Genomic DNA, 21,542 nt, shown 5'->3' on the forward strand with positions numbered 1-21,542 from the left:
ACAACGACCTCCACTACTATTATACCGGAGGTCGTTTATCTAGTTTATGAAATTAATTTCTGAAAACGATATTTTCTTCATGCGTTTGTCGTGGCGGATACCTTGCCACAATATCTGGGTATTCATCTAAGCACAAACGTCCTTTTTCCGTTAGGGCATATCCTCTCTGACTAAAAAGCTGGGCTAAGTCGTCTTCTGAAAAGAGCTCTGCCATTTTAGCATCTAAATCAGGACGCTTATAATGAGACAGGCCTTTGACCTCTTTGTCCTTAAGTATTTGCTTTAGCTGAAGCGCCGTTAAAAAACGTAGCGACTCAAAAGCTGTCTCAACCCTGACCAGCTTCTCCTCAATCAAAAACGCTAACTCTTTTTCAGCATCAATACCGTAAGTGGTATAGAAGTATTTATGAAATGAAGAATTGCTAGTGAAGGTTCCAAACTGGATACGCCACAATAAAATAATGTGTCCTGGCAACAAGCCTTCTTTCGTTCGTATCATCTGACGTTTTGCGATAGGTTTTATGCGCAACTCTTCTTCGTATTTCGGTGCAATATAAGGCATCTCGTCATGATCTTTATAAATTTCAGCAAATGGTTTCATGCTCACTATTATAACAAACCTTAGCGCATAAAGCAGATAAAAAATCTGAGCTCCTCAAGTTAGTATAAAAAGAGCAAGTATAGGGCTGAGTAGGGAGTCAAAAACGCTGTCACGTCCTAGTCAGCTCTATTAAAGAGAAAATCGCCCGATAGAGCATGGAGGATTTTTGATTCAACCATCTCTTGACTCTCCGCAATATAGTCTTTAAAATGCTGCGTTTGACGGTGGCTCTCATAGGCGTTTTCGTCTCTATAAATTTCATAAAAGTACCACTTCTGGGGATTCGTCTGGTCTTGACCTGCAAGCATAACCAAAAGCCCTGACTCCACGCGCATGCTAATTTCCATCTCTGGTAAGACCACATCAGCAAAGTCTTCCTCAGATCCAGACTTGACCGTCACTTCTGCTAGACGAATACACCACTTAGGCTCTTTCTCAAAAGAACTGAGAGCTGGGGACTTTTTGAGGAGTTTTCGAGGATGTAGCTGAGTGACCTCACGGCTCGTCAAGGCTTGCCCCGCCAAGGCTGCGAAAGCTTTGAAATGCTCAGAAAGTGTATGTTCTTGGTAGGCGGCATCATCTTGATAAATTTCAAGAACAAATTGCTCCGAAAAGTCTTCCACTGCATGGTTGACATACATAGCCAAGGTCCCTGGTTCACGAAGCTGAGACTGTCTCAGGTTAGCCTGTCCAACCTGACGATAAGACTCTTGATAATCAAGGTCCAAACCTAATTTAAAGAGACGAAAGATCACTGCCATAATTGACTCCTATTCTAGTCCAAATAATTGTGTCGCATTCTTGTAACAAATCGCTGTTTTTTCTTCTTCTGACAATGGCAGAGCTGAGATGGCGTCTGAAATCAATTCAGTTGCACCTGCTGGCTCTACACCCAGAGGGGCATCTGTTCCAAATAAGACATGGTCAACGCCATAAAAATCGACACAAAGTTCAAGCGCTTTGCTATTTCCCAAAAGAGCCGTATCCACATAAAATTTGCGGAAGTCAGCCGCCTGAGTCTCAGGCAAGATATAGTCGATACGCCCCGCAAAATAAGGTGCCATAGCACCTGCATGGTGAACGATAATCTTGAGATTTGGAAAATCTTGGAAGTAATTGGCTTGAACCAGCTCAAGCATAGCCTGAGTCAACTCGTACTCCCAAGAAAAGATGATGTTGTTATCAGGCTTACGACTATCAAAAACAGGGTGTAGCCAAGCTGGTGTATCGGTCTCTGCCAAGGCTTCAAAAACAGGTCTGAAATCCTCATCTGCCAAGGACTTGCCCAAATGACGTGTGAACAGTTGAACGCCCAAAATCTCTGGATGTGCTGGGATAAATTCCTTGATGATACGGACAGCCTCAGGGATATTATTCATGGCTAGCATGGCAACACCACCTGCAAAAATATCTGTATTTTCCTTGACTGTTTCTAATAGTTCTTCATTAGCCTTGGTAACGAGAAGGGCAGCCATTTTACCAGCCATGTAATCTTCTGGATTCGCATTGACATACGAAATAATCTGCTTGGTTCCTTCTGGCATGATGGCACGACGTTTCGTCATATCTGTCAAGACAGGGTTCTGAATAAAGGGCATCTTGGTTGCCAAGTCCTTGTCCAACATCAACATTTTTTTATAAAAATCCGGTAAAAGAACATGGGCAAATACATCTATTTTGGTCATCAATCATCTCTCTTTTCTGTTTCTAGTCATGCGTTTAGTATACCATAGAAAAGGCAGCTAAACGTCAAAAAAGCGGAACAAGTTAGTATTCATCCGGGAATAGACTACTCGTACCGCTTCCGTATTAACATTTAATACTCAAAGAAAATCAAAATCATACTAGGCAACAAGGCGAAGTTAACAATGTATTATTATGATTTTCAAAGTGTATAAGCACATTAGCGACTAATGTGAGTGAGGTAAGCCTTACTTGCTTCCTGCAAATCCTCTTCGGATAAAGATAAGGTTCCTGCTAGGACAAAAGCCTCTTTAAAAACAAGACCCGTGTGGAAGCGAATAGTTTCAAACGGTTTCAAGAGTTCTTTCGTCGTCACCTGAAAACGTCCATCTGAACGATAATCTTCTGCACCAGCACCTTGAGTGATGGCTAAGATGACCTCTTTTCCTTGCAGGGCAGTTCCTGTTGAACCATAAGCCCAGCCATATTCCAAAACCATGTCTTCCCACTGTTTTAGGAGGGCAGGAGACGAATACCAATACATAGGAAATTGTAAAACAATACGGTCCGTTTGCTCTAAAATAGACTGCTCTGTCTTAACATCAATCGCAAAATCAGGATAGAGACTGTACATATCGCGTACGTCAAATCCTGCCTGTGCTGCTGCATCAGCTAAGACCTGATTAGCTCGAGATTGCCCTTTAAGGTTTGGGTGAAATACAAAAATTCTTGTTGTCATCAGTTGACCTCTTTTCCTAATAACTTCTAGGCTTGACCTTCCCAGCCACCGCGTGTATCGACACCTGAAGCAATCGCCACTGCTTCAAGATGCTGAACATCCTCATCAGATAAGTGAAGACTAGCTACTTTTTTGGCATCTTCGATTTGTTCCATCTTTGTGACACCTAGAATTGGTCTTGTGCCACGGCCAATAGCCCAAGCTGTTGCAATTTGTGCTACTGTTGCATCATATTTTTCTGCCAAACGAGAAAGCTCTGCAAGAAGTTCTTTCAAGGCTGGGAAGAGGGGATTGTAGGTTTTACCTCGGTTAGAGTCTGCTGGGAGCGGATTACTTTCGCTATATTTTCCAGAAAGGGCTCCTTGCTCCAAAACCATGTAAGAGAAAAATTGGATGTCATTTTCCTTACAGTAATCGAGCAAGCCATCTTCAATAGAATTGCGATAAAGAAGACTAAAATGATTTTGTACAGCTGATAGCTTAATACCATGCGGTGCTAAAATTTCTTGAACGCGTTTGACTTGTGCCAAATTGTGGTTAGAAACACCGACACGTCCAATCTTACCAGATGTAACAGCATCAACAATCAACGGTGTCCAACGCTCTACATCAGCTGAATTATGAATCCAATAAATATCAATAAAATCTGTTCCCAAACGCTCTAAAGAGCCTTCCATCATATCAAGAACAGGATTTTCAACGGCATCATTTTGCAATCCTGGTGTGAATTTATCTGAGATAACATAGGTATCTTTGTCATACTTGCTGAGAAGTTGACCTAAAATACGCTCAGAATCCCCTTTTCCGTAGGCGTAAGCTGTATCAAAGACATTAAGACCATTTGCCATCGCAGCATCAACAACTTCTACCAAATCTTCACTGCCAAGACTATTCCCAAATACCATGTCTCCACCAAAGAGACCTGCTCCCCATGACCATGTTCCAATAACGATTTTTGCTTCTGTTTTTGCCATTTGTTTTACCTCTTTTCATTTTTAGTGACCTTTATAGTCTGTTATATTTTCTGAAATAATGTTTGCTTGGAACTCATGAACATCATAAGTCGCCAAGTCTGGATAGTAAGCATCTTTGGCTAAAATGGCATCAAGATCCGCTCTGCTATTAGCCTGTGCTATGACAAGTCCAGCCATAGACTTATCACGATAAGGACCAACGACTAAGAAATGTCCTGCTTCAGCCTGTGCCGTAAACCAAGCACGGTGCTTCGCTAATAAATCGTCTGTTTTTTCTGCTGGCACCTGTTCTGACTTAATAGTAATGTTAATCAAATACATCTATTTTCTCCTTACAATAATTGCTCCAAAGTCTGCTTAATGAGGGCGTGCTGGCTGAGATAAACATAAGGAACCTGAGCCTGAGCCATGGCTTCTTTTTGCTTATCCGTCACCTTAACATAGGGATAAACGCCATAAAGAAAAGGAAAGAAAGCAAAGGTAATCTGGCTGACTTTCTCTGGAGATAAGTCAGAGAATTGATAATGCAGGGCTTCTTGGAATGTCCTTAAAGTCTTTCCATAACACCTTTTAAAAGACACTAAGATCTCCATGCGTGATGCCGCATCCAAGCTCTCCATATCAATCGCCAAAATCTTTAATAAAATACTACGATTGTCCAAGCTACTGGCAATAACTTCAGCAAACTCTTCTTTACTCAATTTCAATTGCTTGAGTTTTTCCAATTCTTGAATCCACTTACTGTATTCACGTTCCAAAAGCGAAATAATAATCTCTTCCTTGTTGTTGAAATAAGAATAGACAGCGGTTCGTGAGAAGCTCAACTCTTTTCCAATTTCGTTAATGGTAATATCCTTTAAATCACGATGCTGATAAAGTCTCTCACAACTGTCAATGATTTCATCACGCCTTCTCAGGCTCTCTTCCTTACTAATTTTTGCCATAAACACCTCCTTAATTCGACTCCATGTCGGATTACAAAGATATAATATCACTTTTGTGACACCATGTCAAATAAAAGATCAACCTAGTTGAAAACTAGATTGATCTTTACTTATCATAACTTGTCAGATTGTAACGTTCGATAATGGCATTCAACTTACTGCCATAAGAGGTATCTGTGGCGTAAGTGCCCGTCAGGGCTGCTGTGGCATCTTGATAAGAATTGGTTTGGGATTTATGGACAGCTTGATAGAGCGGTCTATCCAACAAATTGGCATAATCCTCCAGCGACTCTGAACGATTGGCATAGGCACGAAAGGAAGCGTCAATCGTGTAGGTATTCCCACTGCCATCGTCTTCCCAAGTCTGCATGGTCACCGACTGACCATTATAGTCTCCTTTGATACCAAATAAATTATATGATGGTGCTTGACTTAAACCTGACCTTCCACTACTTGACTCTAAAATGGCTTGAGCAATCATGACCGAAGCATACAAATCATGTTCTTGCGCGATAGCTGCAGCTGATGAGCCTATTTCTTGGATAAATGCTTGTGTGATTTGATTTTGACTAGATACTTGCTGTGTCTCCTGTGCTGATGAGGACTGATCCGAAATCGTTTTAATCAGGTAGAGCATTCCTAAACCAAGCACTAACAATAGCGCTAGGCTATTACGTACAGCAGGTGGTAATTTTTTATTAGTATGAGCTCTTCTTTTGTTAGCCATAACTCCTCCTTTTTATAGGATTGTCCTAGTTTATCAAAAAAAGACAATTTCCGCTATTAAAGAGTTGAAGTTATGGAAATCTGATTATGACGATAAAACGTTTGGTGCTTTGAAACACCAAACGTTTTAATTATATCTTAGACTGGATGTAATCAATCAACTCCAGAGTCAAATCATATCTGAGGAAAGGCGTGATAAGATAGATGCCCTTGAAGTGTTCCAGAGCTTTATCTATCAAGTGTTTGCTTTCATCAAGTGCAATCTTTTGACAAGCTTCTTTGTCGTCTTTTACGGCTTCTAGTTTAGCTAGGAAATCTTCCGATAACTGGATACCTGGGACTTCATTGTGAAGAAAGACGGCATTGTTATAGCCTGTAATTGGCATAATTCCGACGAAGAAAGGTTGGTCAACCGCTTTTGTGACATCGGCCAATTCTTCGATAACATGGCTATCAAAAATCGGCTGGGTCATGAAGTAGTCCGCTCCGGCGGCTACCTTTCGCTCAATCAATTTAATCGAACGCGCTAAATTTTTAACATTGGGATTAAATGCGGCAGCCACCGTAAAATCTGTTTGACGTCTGAGACTGGCCCCGCTATAGGATTGTCCTTGATTGAGTTGCTTGATCAAGCCCAATAATTTAAAGGAAGTCACATCATAGACACTCGTTGCCCCAGGAAAATCCCCCATTTTTGTCGGATCCCCTGTAATTGCCAAAAGATGATTAAACCCTAGCAAATCCATCCCCATCAAGCGTGACTGAAGGCCGATAAGATTATGATCACGGCAGGTCAGGTGAAGGAGGAAAGGTGTCTTTACTTCTTCTTTCAAGAGTGTCGCTAAACTAAGGTTGCAGATACGCGTATTGGCAAGGGAGTTATCAGCCAGTGTAATGGCAGCAATATCTTTCTCATCAATAGCTTTGACTGCCTCTTTAAATTTATCAATATCGAGGTGTTTTGGTGGGTCTAATTCAGCGATAATGGTAACTTCTTTTTTGACCTTGTCCACCAAAGTATCTGTTTTACGAACCCTTTCGACAAAATCCGCCACTGGAATTAAGGGGGTCACCACCTTACGCTCAATCGGTTTCAATCCCTTGATAGCTCGACGAACCGCCTTGATGTGATCAGGCGTTGTTCCACAACAACCACCTATTAAACGGGCTCCTTCTGCCACTAAAAGCTCTGCAGATTTCCCAAAATAAGTCGCGTTCTGACTAAATTGAAACTGACTATTTTCGCCATCAATAGCTAACTGACTAGCATTAGGGTAAACGGACAGGTAAGATTGGGCAAAGAGCGGCACTTGTTTTAAGGATTGAATCATATGATAAGGACCCAAATGGCAATTAAGTCCTACCACATCAGCTCCCAGCATAACGAGACGACTCAAGGCCTCAACGATGGGTTTCCCATCAGTTGTAATTCCTGCTTCTTGCAGAGAGATATTGGTCACAATCGGCAAATCCGTCAAAGGACGAACGGCTTGCAAAACGGCTACTAACTCCTCGACATCATAGTAGGTCTCAAAAAGTAGGCCATCTAATTGCTGAGTGTCCAACAAAGCCTTAACCTGCTCCAAAGTCTGCTCTAGGATATCCTCCAAGCTCAGATCACACTGTCTTTGGGAACGAAAACCTCCAATCGTTCCTAAGACAAAGGTCTCTGAACCAGCCACTTGACGCGCAAGACCTACTGCTGCCTGGTTGATAGCAACAACTTGTTCCTCCAAACCATAGTTTTTCAAACGAAATCGCTGCGCACCATAGGTATTGGTCTGAATGACATCAGCTCCTGCATCAATATAAGCACGGTGAATAGCTGACACTTGCTCTGGATGTGTTAAGTTATAAGATTCATGACAGGTATCCAAACCATAGGCGTATAAGAGTGTCCCCATAGCCCCATCAGCTACCAAGATACCAGATTGTAATCTTTCTAAAAATGTGGACATAAGCCTTCCTTTCTTATCCGCCCAAGCTTGGCTAACCTCTCAAAATTCCTCTTAGCGATTTTTCAATTGTTGACGGACTTCTTTAGTTGATGCAACGAGAATTTCAAGTGCTGCAATCGTTTCTGGTTCGCGACGTGTTTTAAGACCACAGTCAGGATTTACCCAGAATTGCTCAGTTGATAAGCGTTGCAATGGACGTTGAATATTAGCGACCACTTCTTCTTGACTTGGCACACGTGGTGAGTGAATGTCATAAACACCAAGTCCGATACCAAGTGGGTAAACAGCTGTTTCAAAGCTTTCGATAATATCACCGTGGCTACGGCTTGTTTCAATTGAGATAACATCAGCATCCAAGTCACGGATAGAGTCGATAATCTCATCGAATTTAGAGTAGCACATGTGTGTATGAATTTGTGTGTCATCCTTCACTGAAGATGTCGCAATTCTGAATGACGCTACAGCATCATCAAGATAGCCTTTTTGTTTTGCCTTACGGAGTGGCAAACCTTCACGGAGGGCAGCCTCATCCACTTGGATAATAGCAATACCTGCTTCTTCAAGAAGGGCGATCTCATCCTTGATCGCAAGAGCGATTTGGTTGAAGAGATCAGCTCGTGAAATATCATCACGTTCAAATGACCAGTTTGTAATAGTGATTGGACCAGTCAGCATTCCTTTAACAGGACGGTCTGTCAAACTTTGTGCATAAACAGTTTCTTCAACTGTCAATGGTTGAATGTGTTTCACATCTCCATAAATGATTGGAGGTTTAACCGCACGAGAACCGTATGATTGGACCCAACCGAGTTTTGTTGTTGTGAAACCAGCCAATTTTTGACCGAAGAACTCAACCATGTCCACACGCTCAAACTCACCATGTACCAAAACGTCAAGATCCAAATCTTCTTGGATTTTAATCCAACGCGCAATCTCTGCATTGATGAACTCTTTATAGTCAGCATCAGAAATATCACCACGTTTCCATGCCAAACGTGTACGACGGATTTCAGGTGATTGTGGGAATGAACCGATTGTTGTTGTTGGCAAGATAGGCAAGTTCAATTTAGCTGCTTGAATTTTTTGACGCTCTGCAAATGGCGTACGCTCCGTTTTCACGCTTGAAATATCTTCCAATTGAACGTGACGGAAGTCAGCTGCCTGAAGGGCATCGAAGTCTGCAACGTGTTTTGCAAAATCCTCTGAGTCTTGGCCATCAAGACGATCTGCCAAAAGACGCAACTCAACTAGTTTTTCATCAGCAAAGGCGAGACCGTTTTTCAAAATAGGATCAAGGTCTGTCTCATTTTTAGTCGTTACAGGCACATGAAGAAGTGTTGAAGATGGTTGAACAACCAATTTTGCCACTTTACCTTTGATGCTTTGCAACAAATCTGTTGTCGCTTTCAAATCAGCTGCCCAAACATTACGTCCATTAACGACACCGGCAAAGACTTCCTTATTTTCAAAATAACCTTTATTGATAGCGTCTAGATTCTCTTCACGCCCGTGAACCAAGTCCAAACCAAATGCCGTAACTGGAAGGTCAGACAATTGGTCTGCCTTAACGAGAGCTTCAAAATAAGTTTGGAAGATAAATTTAGCTTCTGGTACTTCATTAGCAAAATAGTCATACACACATTTAGCTGCCTCAACCAATTCATTACCTTCATCTGTTACAAAGATTGGTTCATCTACTTGGATGTATGATGCTCCGGCTTCAACCAATTGTATGAAAACTTCTTTGTAGAGCGGCAGCAATTTTTTAACCGCAACCGTGAAATCTTCAACACCTGATGATAGCGCAACATAAGTAATCGGACCAGTGATAACTGGTTTAGCCTTATCACCAACGAGCTCACGCGCTTCAAGGTACAAGTCCAAAAGACGGTTGTTCTTCAACTCAGGCTTCGTCTTGCTACTCCATTCTGGAACAATGTAGTGATAGTTTGTGTTAAACCATTTCTTCATTGATGAGGCAACATTTTCTTTATTACCGCGAGCAATCGCGTAGTAAAGATCCAAGTTGCGTTTAGCTGTCGCAAAACGTTCTGGAATAATATTAAACTGATAAGATAAATCCAAGATATGATCATAGAAAGAAAAATCTCCAACTGGAATCAAGTCGATACCAGCCTTATCTTGTTTTTCTAAACTTTCAACACGAAGACCTTTCAAGGTTGCTTCTAATTCTTCTTGGTTGCTATTTCCAGCCCAATAACTTTCAATAGCTTTTTTCCATTCACGATTTTCTCCCAAACGTGGATAACCTAAATTTGATACTTGTGTCATAGTTGCCTCCTATATACTTATAGCTTAAAACTAAATTACTAAATTTCTTATGAATCCAATAATACATGATAAATACTTATATTTCAATAGTTTCAGCTATTCTAACTTTTTAGCACCACCTATAGTTTAAAACTATACACTTTCACTTTGTTATAGTTTAAAACTATAACAAAGTGAAAACAAACTAGCAAAAAAAGATAATTTATCCTGTTTTCTTAGCTTACAAATCTATTTTCTGAAAAGAGTACCTCTGTAAAACAACAGTAGTCATATTCTGTAACAGGCAATACTAAACAAGAAAAAATCAAAACTAAAAACAACAAAAAAAGAGAGATAAACTCTCTTTTTTTGAATTATTTTGCTTTACGAAGGGCTCCAAAGAGAAGTCCTGAAACCACTGCTCCTACCAAAACAAATAGAATATAAAGAAGTGGGTTAGAAGTTAAGGCGATAACAAAGATACCTCCGTGTGGCGCCATAAGTTTGATACCTGCAAGTCCAACAAGAGCACCTGCAAGAGCTGAACCAACCATGAAGCTAGGGATAGCACGCGCTGGGTCAGCTGCACCAAATGGAATAGCACCCTCTGTGATGAATGATAGACCCATGATAATGTTTGTCAATCCTGAGTTGCGTTCTTCTTCTGTAAATTTATTTTTAAAGAAGAGTGTTGCAAAGAAGACTGCAAGTGGAGGAACCATACCACCAGCCATAACAGCTGCCATAACGACTGAACCACCATCTGCAACAGAGGCTGCCAAAGTCCCTGTACCAAAGACATAAGCCGCTTTATTGAAAGGTCCACCCATATCGATGGCCATCATACCACCTAAGACAAGTCCCATAAGAATAGCTGAGCTACCAGAAAGACTTTCAAGGAAGCTATTTAGTGCAGTATTGATAGCTGCCATTGGGATGTTAACAAATAACATCAAGAAACCAGTTACAAAAACACCTAGCAATGGATAAAGAAGAATTGAACGGATACCTTCTAATGAACGTGGAAGCCCTGCCAAGAGCTTACGGAGTACTAAAATAACACCACCAGCAAGGAAACCACCAACAAGAGCTCCAAGGAAACCTGAAGGAATTCCTGCCAAATTAAGAGTAGCTTCACCACCTGATGCAAATGGCACTTTACCCCAAGCAAGACCCGATGAGGCAACCGAACCAGCTACGAAACCAGCTACAAGACCTGGTTTTTCAGCAATTGAATAAGCAATGTAACCTGCAAGAACAGGAAGCATGAAACCAAAGGCTGCACTACCGATACTCTTGAACAAAGCAGCCAACTCACTGTATGACCCCAAATTGCTAAGTTGATCTTTTGGCACACCTACAAAATTATCAATCAAGAAAGCCAAAGCAATCATGATACCGCCACCAATAACAAATGGAAGCATTTGTGAAACACCACTCATCAAGTGTTTATAGAAAGCACCACCGAGGCTAAGCTTCTCACTAGACTCGCTAGATGATGAAGCACTCTCAGAAGCTTGATAAGTTTCTGCTTTACCATCTAAAATCAAGTTAATCAATTCTTCTGTTTTCTTGATACCATCGGCAACAGGACGAGAAATAAGTGGTTTACCAGCGAAACGAGGCATTTCAACTGCTTTATCCGCTGCAATGATGACACCTTCTGCACGCGCAATTTCATCTGCCGTCAAGCGTCCACCAACTCCTGAAGCGCCATTGGTTTCAACACGCACAGTCACGCCCATCTCTTCACCTTTTTTAATCAAAGCTTCTTCAGCCATGTAAGTGTGAGCGATACCAGTGGTACAAGCTGTTACAGCCACGATGAGTGGTTTATCAGATGGTACTGGAGCAGACTTAGCTGCTTCAGCTGCTTTGTTATCTTCTTCTGCAGCATCAAATGTCGCAATCACTTGATCCGCTGAAGTCACCTGACGCAACTGTGCAGCAAAACCGTCTTTAAGCAAGTATTTTGATAACTCTGCCAAAGCGGCTAAGTGAGTGTCATTTGCGCCATCTGGAGCAGCAATCATGAAGAAAAGATCTGTAGGCTGACCATCCAAGGACGCATAATCAACACCTTTACTAGATTTTGCAAAGAGGACAGTCGCTTCTTTAACTGCTTCATTTTTGCTGTGTGGCATAGCAATACCGTCACCCAAACCAGTTGATGTTTGAGCTTCACGGTTCATAATCCCTGTTTTGAAAGTATCAAAATCAGTTACTACACCAGATGCCACCAAACTTGAGATCATTTCATCGATAGCAGCCTCTTTTGTTGTTGCTTGCAAGTCCATGATCATAACATCTTTTCTTAAGAGATCCTGAATTTTCATCGTTTTTCTACCTCTACTTTTTCATAAGTTTCTTTAATAAATGCAATATCAGCTAAATCATCAGAGAAAGCGGTTGATGTCCCACAAGCCACTCCCCATTTAAGTGCTTCGATTGGATCACCTGATGTTACAAATTCCCCAGTAAATCCTGCTACCATTGAGTCCCCTGCTCCTACAGAGTTCTTCACTTGACCTTTGATTGGTTTCGCAAAATAAGATGCCTCTTTTGTGACAAGCAAAGCACCATCTCCAGCCATAGAGATAATAACATTTTTAGCACCTTTAGCAAGAATTTTACGAGCGTATGTTTCAACATCATCAAGTCCATTGAGTTTTACGCCAAAGATTGCTTCCAACTCGTGGTTATTAGGTTTAACCAATAGCGGCTCATAGTTGAGTGAGTCAAGGAGTGTTTGTCCTTCAAAGTCACAAACAACTTCTGCACCAGCTTCTTTAACCAGTGGAATCAGGCGATTGTAAACCTGATTTCCTAGGTTTGCAGGTGCTGAACCAGCAAAGACAACGACATCTCCTTTATCAAGTGATGACAAAATAGCTTCTAACTCAGACAATTGAGCTTCTGAAATCACAGGACCTGCACCATTAATTTCAGTCTCATCATCAGCTTTGATTTTAACATTGATCCGTGTATCTTGATCAACAGCAACGAACTGTGTTTGAATCCCTTCGGCATCAAGACCCTCTTTAACAAAACGTCCTGTAAACCCACCGATGAAACCTGTCGCGGTATTGTCATAGCCTAGTCGTTGTAAAATACGGCTAACATTAATCCCTTTACCACCTGCGAACTTATCGTCACTATCCATACGATTAACCGCACCCAGTTCTACCTTATCAAGGCGAACAATGAAGTCAATCGATGGATTTAATGTAACTGTATAAATCATACCTCGTAAACCCTCGTTTTTTCCTTTATTTTATCCAATAACACATGCTGTCCAAAATTGGTCACTAACTCAATCTGTTCGACACCAACAATTTTGACGAAAGACACATGACCAACTTTAGATGCATCTGCCAAAACATACGTCTTTTTAGCATTGTTAACAACCATCTTTTTTATCACTGCCTCTTCAATATCAGGGGTCGTAATAAAGTCAGCATCAATACCATTAGCACCTATAAAAGCCTTATCAAAATTTAACTTCGACAATTGCTCAACTGCTAGGTGACCAATACTTGCATCCGTAGACTGTTTGACAAAACCTCCGATAATCAAGGTCTTAATCTGCTTCTCAACTAACTTAGCCGCATGATGTATCGAGTTAGTTACAACAGTAACACCTTTTTTATCAATTTCTCTAACAAGAAGTTCATTTGTCGTCCCTGCATCGATAAAAATAACATCTCCTTCATCGATAAGATTCTGACTAAATCGAGCGATACTCTCTTTTTCATGAACATTTTTGATAGATTTTTGAAAATTTGATAGCTCTTCTTGCAAGCTTTGGTACTTTTCAGCACCACCATGCACTCGGCGTAGTTTTTTTTCAGTAGCTAACTCATCCAAATCACGTCGAACAGTCGATTCAGAGGTATTTAGAAGATCCACTAAACTATCCAAAGTAACAAAATGATCGCTATTGATTTTTTCAATAATAAGTTGCTTACGCTCAGATTTTAGAATAAGATCCACCTCCTGTAATCGTTTGCACTATTATTATACCTCCATTTCACTAAATGTCAATCATTTTTGTCAAAATCTTTCAAAAAAACGCAAAAAAAGACGAGTGAAGCTGTTTTTTCACTCATCTTATGTCATTATTCGTCAATCAATGATGTTGAATGCACCGCACGGTTATTGCCGCTTGGATCAATGTATTGAATAGCTTGATTGACTGCCGTTGGCGCTTCACCAAAACCAGTCGCGATCAAATCAACTTTTCCGTCGTAATCTGCAGCATCACCAATAGCATAAACACCCTCTTGGCTAGTTTCAAACTGTGGCGATACATGAATGCTTGACCGTTTGTAATCAATGTTCCAATTTTTAAGGTTCTTATTGTTGGTTGAGAAACCGAAGCTGACAATCAGAGCATCCAACTCCAAATCAAGAACCTCTTCACCGTTGACCTTTTGCACCTTCAAGTTCTTAGCAAAGCCATTTTCCCCAGTAAGCTCAAGAGGAACATAAGGCGTCAAAATCTGAACATTAGATGCTTTCAACTCCGCGACGCTATGCTCGTGGGCACGGAAGGCATCACGACGGTGGACAAGGGTCACACTCTCTGCGATACCGTCTAGATGATTTGCCCAGTCAACGGCAGAGTCACCACCGCCTGCAATAACTACCTTTTTACCAGCAAACTGGTCCAACTTATGCACGTTATAAAAGAGGTTATTATCGGCAAAGAGAGCTTCGTTTTCAAGTCCAAGAGGACGAGGTGCAAAGGCACCATTCCCACAGGCAATAATGATAGCTTTTGAAAGGTGCTGTCCTTTGTTTGTTTCAATCGTGAAGATGCCATCATTTTTCTCAAAGGTCAGCACTTCTTCTTTAAGACAAATGTCAGTTGTCGCCTCAAAACGTTTGAGCTGTTCCAAAAGCTGCTCTGTCAATTCAGCCCCTGTAATAACAGGATAGGCTGGAATATCATAAATCTTCTTTTCTGGATAAAGAATAGCTGGTTGTCCACCAAGCTCAGATAAACTCTCAATAATCTTTACTTTCATTCCTCGAAGACCAGCATAAAAAGCTGCCCAAAGACCTACTGGTCCTCCACCGATAATGGTAATATCAACTACTGTATTTTCTGACATATCTATCTCCTTGTAAATTCTTTCAATGATATCATTTTTAGCCTTCATATAGGCTTCAATACTTTCAGGATAAGCAGTCGCTGCCTCTTCTTTGACCTGAGCATAAGCGGCAGCATCCTCTGGATGACTACGCAGAAAGTCTCTAAAAGCCTTATGGCGTCTTAATTCAGCCACCTCTTGACAAAGCAGATAGAGATGGTGCGTCTGCAAATGTTCCTTGCCTTGGTAAGTAAAGGCGTGACGACCCGCAATCCCCAAATCTCCCTCGTGTTGGTAGCCAATCGTTTCTAAGAGTGAGATTGCCTGACATAAATCTTTCTCATTTTGAACAACAATATCCATATCAATGATTGGCTTAGCTGACAAGCCTGGGACTGCTGTTGAACCAACGTGTTCGATCGTTAAAATCAAATCTCCCAAGATCTCGTTAATCTCTTCAGAAATCTTTTCAAAATCCCTTACCCAAGACTTCTGATAAGGAAGGACAATAACTTTTTCTGTCTTCATGTTAACTAATGTTCTCTACAAAACCACGAATAAGGTTTGCGAGTGTCTGAGGTTGCTCTTTATTGAGTTCGTGTCCTGCGTTTTCTATAATAGTTAGACTGGCATTCGGCACCAAGTCTTGCAGTTCCTTAGCCACCTTAAGATTAGGAAGGTCTTTAGCCCCACAAACTAACTGAATTGGTAACGCAGTCTTTTTGAGGCTGGCACTAAGATCCAAAGCCGACAAGGATTTGTAAAAGGTCACCATAGAAGTCTTATCTAGTCCATACCTTCTAAAAAATCCTTTAGGGAGCAGTCTAAAAAGTAAGAACTGACGCTTATAAGCTCGATTATGCACAAATTGGTATTGACCAGCACAGGATACAATCCCCTTGATTTGAGAAGACTCTGCCTCAATCATAGATAGAGCCAACATAGCACCTAGGGAAAGTCCAATCAAACAAACGTCTTCCTCTGATTGCTCGACCGCTTGCATTACCTTATCTTGTAAATGCTTTAGATTATCAGGTAAGCTACCATCTTCAAAGAGTTCCAAGGCTTGACAGTTGTAACCATCAAGGTCGCTTGTAACAGGTTGCCAACTGTCTGCCGTTTGACCCAGACCATGCAAAAAGAGCAATTTCATCATCAGCCTTCTTTCTTAATCTTCTCCAATAGCTGAGCTTCTTCTTCTGAAAAATCGTAAGCGTCTAGCAAGTCTGGGCGACGTTCCAGAGTTTTACGCAAACTTTTCTCTAGTCTCCAGCGACGAATATTTTCATGGTGACCGCTCATGAGAACATCTGGGACAGTCATGCCACGGTATTCGTAAGGACGAGTGTACTGTGGATACTCCAAGAGGCCTGATGAAAAGGAATCATCTTGGTGGCTTGCTTCTTTACCAATCACATCCGGAATCAGACGAACAGTCGCATCCACCATGGTCATGGCAGCTAACTCACCACCCGTCAGAACAAAATCTCCCAGAGAAATCTCATCCGTCACCAGGGTCTTGATCCGCTCATCATAGCCCTCATAGTGCCCACAAATGAAAATCAATTCCTCTTCTGCTGCCAGCTCTTCTGCATAGCTTTGGTCAAAAGTACGCCCTGCAGGGTCCAAGAGAATAACACGAGGTTTTTTGGCATCAATCTTGTCGATGGTGTCAAAAATCGGCTGTGCTCGTAAAAGCATACCTTGACCTCCACCGTAAGGCTCATCATCCACATGACGGGCTTTTTCGGCATTTTCACGGAAATTGTGATAAGTGATGTCTAACAACCCTTTTTCCTTAGCTTTACCGACAATAGAATGCTCTAGCGGGGCAAACATTTCAGGGAAAAGCGTGAGAATATCAATTTTCATCATCAAGTCCTTCTAAAATCTCTACATCAACACGATTTCCCTCAATATCAACTGACAAGACAACTGGTGGAATGTAAGGTAGCAACAAATCTTTCTTGCCTTTACGCTTAACTACCCAGACATCGTTAGCGCCAGGTTGCAAAATTTCTTTGATTTGACCAATCAGAATATCATTTTCATAGACATCAAGTCCAATAATTTCGTGGTAATAGAACTCATCATCTTCAAGGTCTGTCAGATTGTCCTCAGCAACCTTAAGAGAGAAGCCCTTGTACTTTTCAATATCATTAATATGATACATGCCTTTGAATTTGATGATATCAAAATTCTTTTGCTTACGGTGACTGGCAATCTCCACATCCATGACAAATTGGTCTTTATCATTGAAGAGAGCCAAGGTATTTCCTTTTTTGAAACGCTCATCAGCAAAGTCTGTTACTGATAGGACCCGCATTTCTCCTTGTAGCCCTTGCGTATTAACAATTTTTCCAACATTAAAATATTCCATGAAACTTCCTTATTAAACTTAGCGATCAAAACCCCAAGTCTATTTTTTTGATTATATTTCTTCGCGAATTAAAAACACCAAGAAACAAGTCATTTGTAACCCTATCCAATCTCGCTACAAATGATGATATCACATCAAATGAGTATCTCCTCATTCTAAATGTTTCCCTCTTATTTTATCATGAAAAGAAAGATTTTGCACGAGGTAAAAGAAAAAGGCTGGAGATAACTCCAACCTCTACGATAGTCCGTACGGGATTCGAACCCGTGTTACCGCCGTGAAAAGGCGGTGTCTTAACCCCTTGACCAACGGACCATAACTAATCACCTCAATAACTTGAGAACTGGGGTAGCTGGATTCGAACCAACGCATGAGGGAGTCAAAGTCCCTTGCCTTACCGCTTGGCTATACCCCAAAACAACAAAAACTATTTTACCTTTATTTAGAGGTGATGTCAATAGTTTTTTGAAAAATAAATAAAAAAGTGAAAGCATAGAGCTCTCACTTCTCATCAATTACGAGACGAACTTTTTTGCCGTCAGTTGGTACCGAATAGACAATCGATCTTATCGCCGTAATTGTACGACCTTTTTTACCGATAACACGACCGATATCCTGACTATCTAAATCAAGATGGTACTCCAAAAATTCAGGAGTATCTTGAATTTTAATGGTAAGCTGATCTGGCTGTGAAATCAATGGTTTCACAATAGCGATAATAAGATTTTCAATGGTATCCATAGGCTAATTGATTATTTTGAGAATTTTGAATCGTGGAATTTTTTCATAACTCCAGCTTTTGAAAGAATGTTACGAACTGTATCTGAAGGTTGTGCACCCTTAGCCAACCATTCAAGAACGCGTTCTTCTTTAACTGTGATTTGGTTTTCTTCTACAAGTGGGTTGTAAGTTCCAACTGTTTCGATGAAACGACCATCACGTGGTGAACGTGAATCTGCAACGTTAATACGGTAGAAAGGTTTTTTCTTAGAACCCATACGAGTCAAACGGATTTTTACTGCCATTTTTAATATCTCTTTTCTGTTTTTTATTTCAATTTGGTTTGGTAATAGCTGAGCTATCAACCTTACCTTAATTATTATACCACATAAAAAAAGTGTGTCAAGTTTTTTTCTTGACACACTTAAAATTTCCTTAACCAATGACCGCTTGGTACTCAGCAGTGGTTGCCACGTGGGCGTCTGCCTGTTGTTTTAATAGCAATTCAGCAAAATGACTCGGAGAGTCTTTCAAGTAGGTCAGTCTCTCTGACAATTGAGACACTTGGCTAGAAGGGTAGATATCCCCACCCGCCATCAATTCACGATGATGAACCGTATTATCAAAGGCCAAGATGATCATGTTATTCTCAAAGGCAGTTCGGACGGCTGATAGGATTTCCGTCCCGTGATTTATATCTAAGTAGATATCACATTGGCTATACAAACTTTGAATTGTCGCTGTGGTGACATTCGGATAGAGTTTAACATTTTCGTATTTTCCGTAGGCTAGTAGCTGACTAGACATCTCCGTTATAGCTCCAACATGGAACGTGATTTCTGAATGTTGAGTTACCAAGGTTTCAAGCCCTTCAATTTGATCTGAATTGGTCAATATAAGAGCTTCCCTACGACCGATATTATCTCTCACAAATGGGTAAAGGTAACCTAAGAAATTAACTTTCATCTGCTGCTCAGGAGTCATGATGCTTTTCATTTTTTGATAGATCTTATAGTTTTGAACAACAACCGATGTTGGACGATTCATGTTTGAAAAGGCAACCAACATGTTTCCTGGAAGTCCAGCTCCTACTTCTTCATTCCAAAAGAGGATATCATTTCCTGCTTTATTGAGATAGTAACTAACTAAAAACGGTGTTGATAGGCTGTTATAAAAAATTCTATCCAGGTTAAATCCTGCGATATCTAAGTAATAGATAACGAAGTCAACCTTGCTTTTGAATAAACGAACCTTGGTTTCCTGATTCAAAATTACTGTTCCAGTGATATGGTTTTCGACTAATACTTCTTTTCCTTGACGATCAAAATAGGATGTCATTGTTGCTTGATCAGTAAGGTTATAATTCGTCTGTGCAAATCGGTAACCGAATTTGTTATAACGGTCAGTCAAACGGCGACGTCCTGCATTATCATACCAATCGACCGCTTTGACAAGACGGTTATGAGTAGGTTTTGAATAGTGGATATGACCTCGCTTTTGTTGGTAATCAAAAATCTCACCGTTTTGATTGCTTGATCTAATCTCCCAAAAATCTGGCACAATAATATCATTAAAGTAAAGCGCTTGACCAGAACCTTCTGAAAAACCAGTGAAATACAGGTAGGGAGAAGTCACATCAGATGGCAAAAAACCATCATCTGTTAAGGAGATAGTTGGGTTATTATAGCCCGATCTAATCAAAGAATAGTGCAAATCCCAAGATGCCTGGGTATAGTCGTCAAATAAGTTAATCATTAGCAGTCATCTCCTCAATTAAATTACGCCATTTTGCTTCTAGTTTATCTGTCAAAAAATCAGTAGCAATAGCATACGATACTGTGTGCATCTGCTTCAAGTTACCCTCTCTAAATAAACTAATTATTTTTTCAGAGAAAAGACGAGCCATTTGGTAATCATCATCACCATCATTAATTGGAATAAGATAACCATTTTGACCATTACAGATAAAGGTTTTATTACCATAACGCACATCAAATCCAATCAATGGAAGACCTGAACCAATCGCTTCAAGCAAGGTCAACCCAAAACCTTCACTTTTAGAAGCAGACAAGTAAAGTTCGTAATCTTGATAAACATCTGACAGATCTTTGTGACCACAAAGTCTGATGTAGTCTTGTGCACCATTTTCCGCTATCAAGTCAGAAAGTCGCTTCTCCTCTGCACCTGCTCCGTAGATATCAAATGTTATTTCCGGCAATTGTTGGTGCGCTAACACGACACCTCTAATCAAGAGATCAACATGTTTTTCTGAAGCTAACCTAGAAGCCGTCACCATTGAAAAAGGTTTTCTCTGATGGTCTTGCCCCTTCAATTCATCCAAACTTCCAACAGGAATAGCATAAATGGTCGGTTGGGTCCCTTTAAATTGCTGAAACTGATCCAGCATTAGTTGACGTTGACTTTCCGTCGCCGTAATAAAGAAATCGACCTTGTCAGCATTATCAAACTGATATTCGTAGTAATTGTTCCACAAAATGGTATGGTCTGTGACAGCATTTGCACTAAAATGCTCCGCATGAACGACAACACCTAACTTAGCAGGCTTAACATGGCGGAAAACAGCTTGACCAGTTCCTGTCGCTCTATCAAGAATCACCTGATCCTTGTCTGTCAAGCCCAACTTTTGCATCATATAGCCAATTAATTCTTCCTTAGAATAACAAATAACATCTCTGAATTTAAAAAGAGACTCATTTCCGTCTACAAATTCATCGTAAGCAATCGACCCATCCTCATTAAAAAAGCGACGTTGGTAGAGGTAAGCACGATTATCACGAGGAGCATAGTATTCTGTAAAAACCTTAGTGTAGCTAAAGAAATCCTTACGAACCAGATTACCTTTTGACACATACTCTACACGGTGAACGATGTCACTGTTTTCATCACGTAAATAAGCTGTCAAAAAAGCATCTTCTTTATCATAAAATAGTCGAACTTGTTTGCCAGTTTTTTCTTCTCGAATGAGTTCGCCATCAAAAGTAGACTTTAAATCATCAAGCGTAAAAGTTGTCGGTGCTATCTTTTGATCTGTGAAAAAAGTGTAAAGCCAAATGATTTCCTCATCATCAAAACCTAAGTTACGGGTCAAGTCACTTAGATTATCTTGAACAAAAAAATCTGTAAAAATAAACTTAGCAGAAATCCCTTGTCTTTTAAAAATAGCTGAGCGATAAGCCTGAGCGTACTCAACACCAGAGCTAGCCCAGCCGATTCCCAAATTAATATTATAAACGGTCATTATGTACCTCTCTAAGAAACTTGGCCAGTGCCAAGATAATATTCTCTACTATTATACTTGAAACCGTCGATAATTGTCCAAAAAAACCTTTACCGTCCACGACAAACGCATGAAGAAAATATCGTTTTCAGAAATTAATTTCATAAACTAGATAAACGACCTCCGGTATAATAGTAGTGGAGGTCGTTGTT

21 protein-coding genes, 2 tRNA genes and 1 pseudogene are annotated in these 21,542 nt (G+C 40.6%); all 24 read right to left on the reverse strand.

The annotated features are described in order from the left end of the window. Nucleotides 1-52: 52 nt before the first annotated feature. The 24 genes and pseudogenes from JOC31_RS08240 to gtfA all read right to left on the reverse strand — a co-directional run bounded on the left by JOC31_RS08240 (nt 53) and on the right by gtfA (nt 21,351). On the reverse strand, nt 53-601 hold the full coding sequence (locus JOC31_RS08240; RefSeq protein WP_205017687.1) for a hypothetical protein: 549 nt from the start codon (nt 599-601) through the stop codon (nt 53-55). Between the two features lie 116 nt (nt 602-717). Then, a complete protein-coding gene (locus tag JOC31_RS08245) occupies nt 718-1,362 on the reverse strand; it encodes a putative quinol monooxygenase (protein ID WP_205017688.1) in 645 nt (214 codons plus the stop codon). Between the two features lie 9 nt (nt 1,363-1,371). Continuing rightward, nucleotides 1,372-2,286, reverse strand: coding sequence for an amidohydrolase family protein (locus JOC31_RS08250; protein ID WP_205017689.1), 915 nt, complete (start codon nt 2,284-2,286; stop codon nt 1,372-1,374). 218 nt (nt 2,287-2,504) lie between these two features. Further along, nucleotides 2,505-3,023 carry an NAD(P)H-dependent oxidoreductase gene (locus JOC31_RS08255; protein WP_205017690.1) on the reverse strand — a complete coding sequence of 173 codons (519 nt, stop codon included), beginning with the start codon at nt 3,021-3,023 and terminating at the stop codon, nt 2,505-2,507. A gap of 26 nt (nt 3,024-3,049) precedes the next feature. Continuing rightward, nucleotides 3,050-3,997, reverse strand: coding sequence for an aldo/keto reductase (locus JOC31_RS08260; RefSeq protein ID WP_205017691.1), 948 nt, complete (start codon nt 3,995-3,997; stop codon nt 3,050-3,052). 21 nt (nt 3,998-4,018) lie between these two features. Beyond that, nucleotides 4,019-4,318, reverse strand: a complete 300-nt coding sequence (locus JOC31_RS08265) for a YciI family protein (protein WP_205017692.1) — start codon at nt 4,316-4,318, stop codon at nt 4,019-4,021. 11 nt (nt 4,319-4,329) lie between these two features. Further along, a complete protein-coding gene (locus JOC31_RS08270; RefSeq protein WP_205017693.1) occupies nt 4,330-4,941 on the reverse strand; it encodes a TetR/AcrR family transcriptional regulator in 612 nt (203 codons plus the stop codon). A 106-nt stretch (nt 4,942-5,047) separates the two neighbouring features. Further along, nucleotides 5,048-5,668 (reverse strand): glucosaminidase domain-containing protein, encoded by a 621-nt coding sequence (locus tag JOC31_RS08275; RefSeq protein WP_386705142.1) that lies wholly within the window; start codon nt 5,666-5,668, stop codon nt 5,048-5,050. Nucleotides 5,669-5,798: 130 nt separating this feature from the next. Then, complete coding sequence (locus JOC31_RS08280) at nt 5,799-7,625, reverse strand: bifunctional homocysteine S-methyltransferase/methylenetetrahydrofolate reductase (protein WP_205017694.1); 1,827 nt, start codon at nt 7,623-7,625, stop codon at nt 5,799-5,801. 51 nt (nt 7,626-7,676) lie between these two features. Beyond that, a complete protein-coding gene (metE, locus tag JOC31_RS08285) occupies nt 7,677-9,917 on the reverse strand; it encodes a 5-methyltetrahydropteroyltriglutamate--homocysteine S-methyltransferase (protein ID WP_205017695.1) in 2,241 nt (746 codons plus the stop codon). Between the two features lie 353 nt (nt 9,918-10,270). Further along, nucleotides 10,271-12,232 (reverse strand): PTS fructose transporter subunit IIABC, encoded by a 1,962-nt coding sequence (locus tag JOC31_RS08290; protein ID WP_205017696.1) that lies wholly within the window; start codon nt 12,230-12,232, stop codon nt 10,271-10,273. Continuing rightward, nucleotides 12,229-13,140: a 1-phosphofructokinase gene (pfkB, locus tag JOC31_RS08295; RefSeq protein ID WP_205017697.1), complete on the reverse strand. Its 912-nt coding sequence runs from the start codon at nt 13,138-13,140 to the stop codon at nt 12,229-12,231. The genes JOC31_RS08290 and pfkB overlap by 4 nt, the downstream gene beginning before the upstream one ends. Next, nucleotides 13,137-13,889 (reverse strand): DeoR family transcriptional regulator, encoded by a 753-nt coding sequence (locus JOC31_RS08300; protein ID WP_205017698.1) that lies wholly within the window; start codon nt 13,887-13,889, stop codon nt 13,137-13,139. Before JOC31_RS08300 ends, pfkB begins: the two co-directional genes overlap by 4 nt. Nucleotides 13,890-14,014: 125 nt before the next feature. After that, complete coding sequence (locus JOC31_RS08305; protein ID WP_239551746.1) at nt 14,015-15,013, reverse strand: NAD(P)/FAD-dependent oxidoreductase; 999 nt, start codon at nt 15,011-15,013, stop codon at nt 14,015-14,017. A gap of 21 nt (nt 15,014-15,034) precedes the next feature. Continuing rightward, a pseudogene (locus JOC31_RS09905) lies at nt 15,035-15,520 on the reverse strand (GrpB family protein); the annotation flags it as partial. Between the two features lies 1 nt (nt 15,521). Further along, on the reverse strand, nt 15,522-16,148 hold the full coding sequence (locus tag JOC31_RS08310) for an alpha/beta fold hydrolase (RefSeq protein WP_205017700.1): 627 nt from the start codon (nt 16,146-16,148) through the stop codon (nt 15,522-15,524). Next, entirely contained in the window at nt 16,148-16,867 is a 720-nt protein-coding gene (gene trmD, locus JOC31_RS08315) for a tRNA (guanosine(37)-N1)-methyltransferase TrmD (protein ID WP_205017701.1), read from the reverse strand. The genes JOC31_RS08310 and trmD overlap by 1 nt, the downstream gene beginning before the upstream one ends. After that, on the reverse strand, nt 16,854-17,372 hold the full coding sequence (gene rimM, locus JOC31_RS08320) for a ribosome maturation factor RimM (protein ID WP_205017702.1): 519 nt from the start codon (nt 17,370-17,372) through the stop codon (nt 16,854-16,856). Before rimM ends, trmD begins: the two co-directional genes overlap by 14 nt. A 243-nt stretch (nt 17,373-17,615) precedes the next feature. Next, nucleotides 17,616-17,687, reverse strand: a tRNA-Glu gene (locus JOC31_RS08325). Between the two features lie 28 nt (nt 17,688-17,715). Then, nucleotides 17,716-17,787 (reverse strand) — tRNA-Gln (locus JOC31_RS08330). Between the two features lie 86 nt (nt 17,788-17,873). After that, entirely contained in the window at nt 17,874-18,113 is a 240-nt protein-coding gene (locus tag JOC31_RS08335) for a KH domain-containing protein (protein ID WP_205010306.1), read from the reverse strand. Nucleotides 18,114-18,124: 11 nt separating this feature from the next. After that, nucleotides 18,125-18,397, reverse strand: a complete 273-nt coding sequence (rpsP, locus tag JOC31_RS08340; protein WP_205017703.1) for a 30S ribosomal protein S16 — start codon at nt 18,395-18,397, stop codon at nt 18,125-18,127. A gap of 130 nt (nt 18,398-18,527) precedes the next feature. Continuing rightward, the gene (gene gtfB / locus JOC31_RS08345) at nt 18,528-19,847 is read right to left on the reverse strand and encodes an accessory Sec system glycosylation chaperone GtfB (RefSeq protein ID WP_205017704.1); all 1,320 of its coding nucleotides are present in this window, start codon (nt 19,845-19,847) and stop codon (nt 18,528-18,530) included. Next, nucleotides 19,840-21,351: an accessory Sec system glycosyltransferase GtfA gene (gene gtfA / locus JOC31_RS08350; protein WP_205017705.1), complete on the reverse strand. Its 1,512-nt coding sequence runs from the start codon at nt 21,349-21,351 to the stop codon at nt 19,840-19,842. Before gtfA ends, gtfB begins: the two co-directional genes overlap by 8 nt. Between the last annotated feature and the right edge of the window lie 191 nt (nt 21,352-21,542).

Source organism: Streptococcus saliviloxodontae, from assembly GCF_016908655.1.
Lineage (GTDB): Bacteria > Bacillota > Bacilli > Lactobacillales > Streptococcaceae > Streptococcus > Streptococcus saliviloxodontae.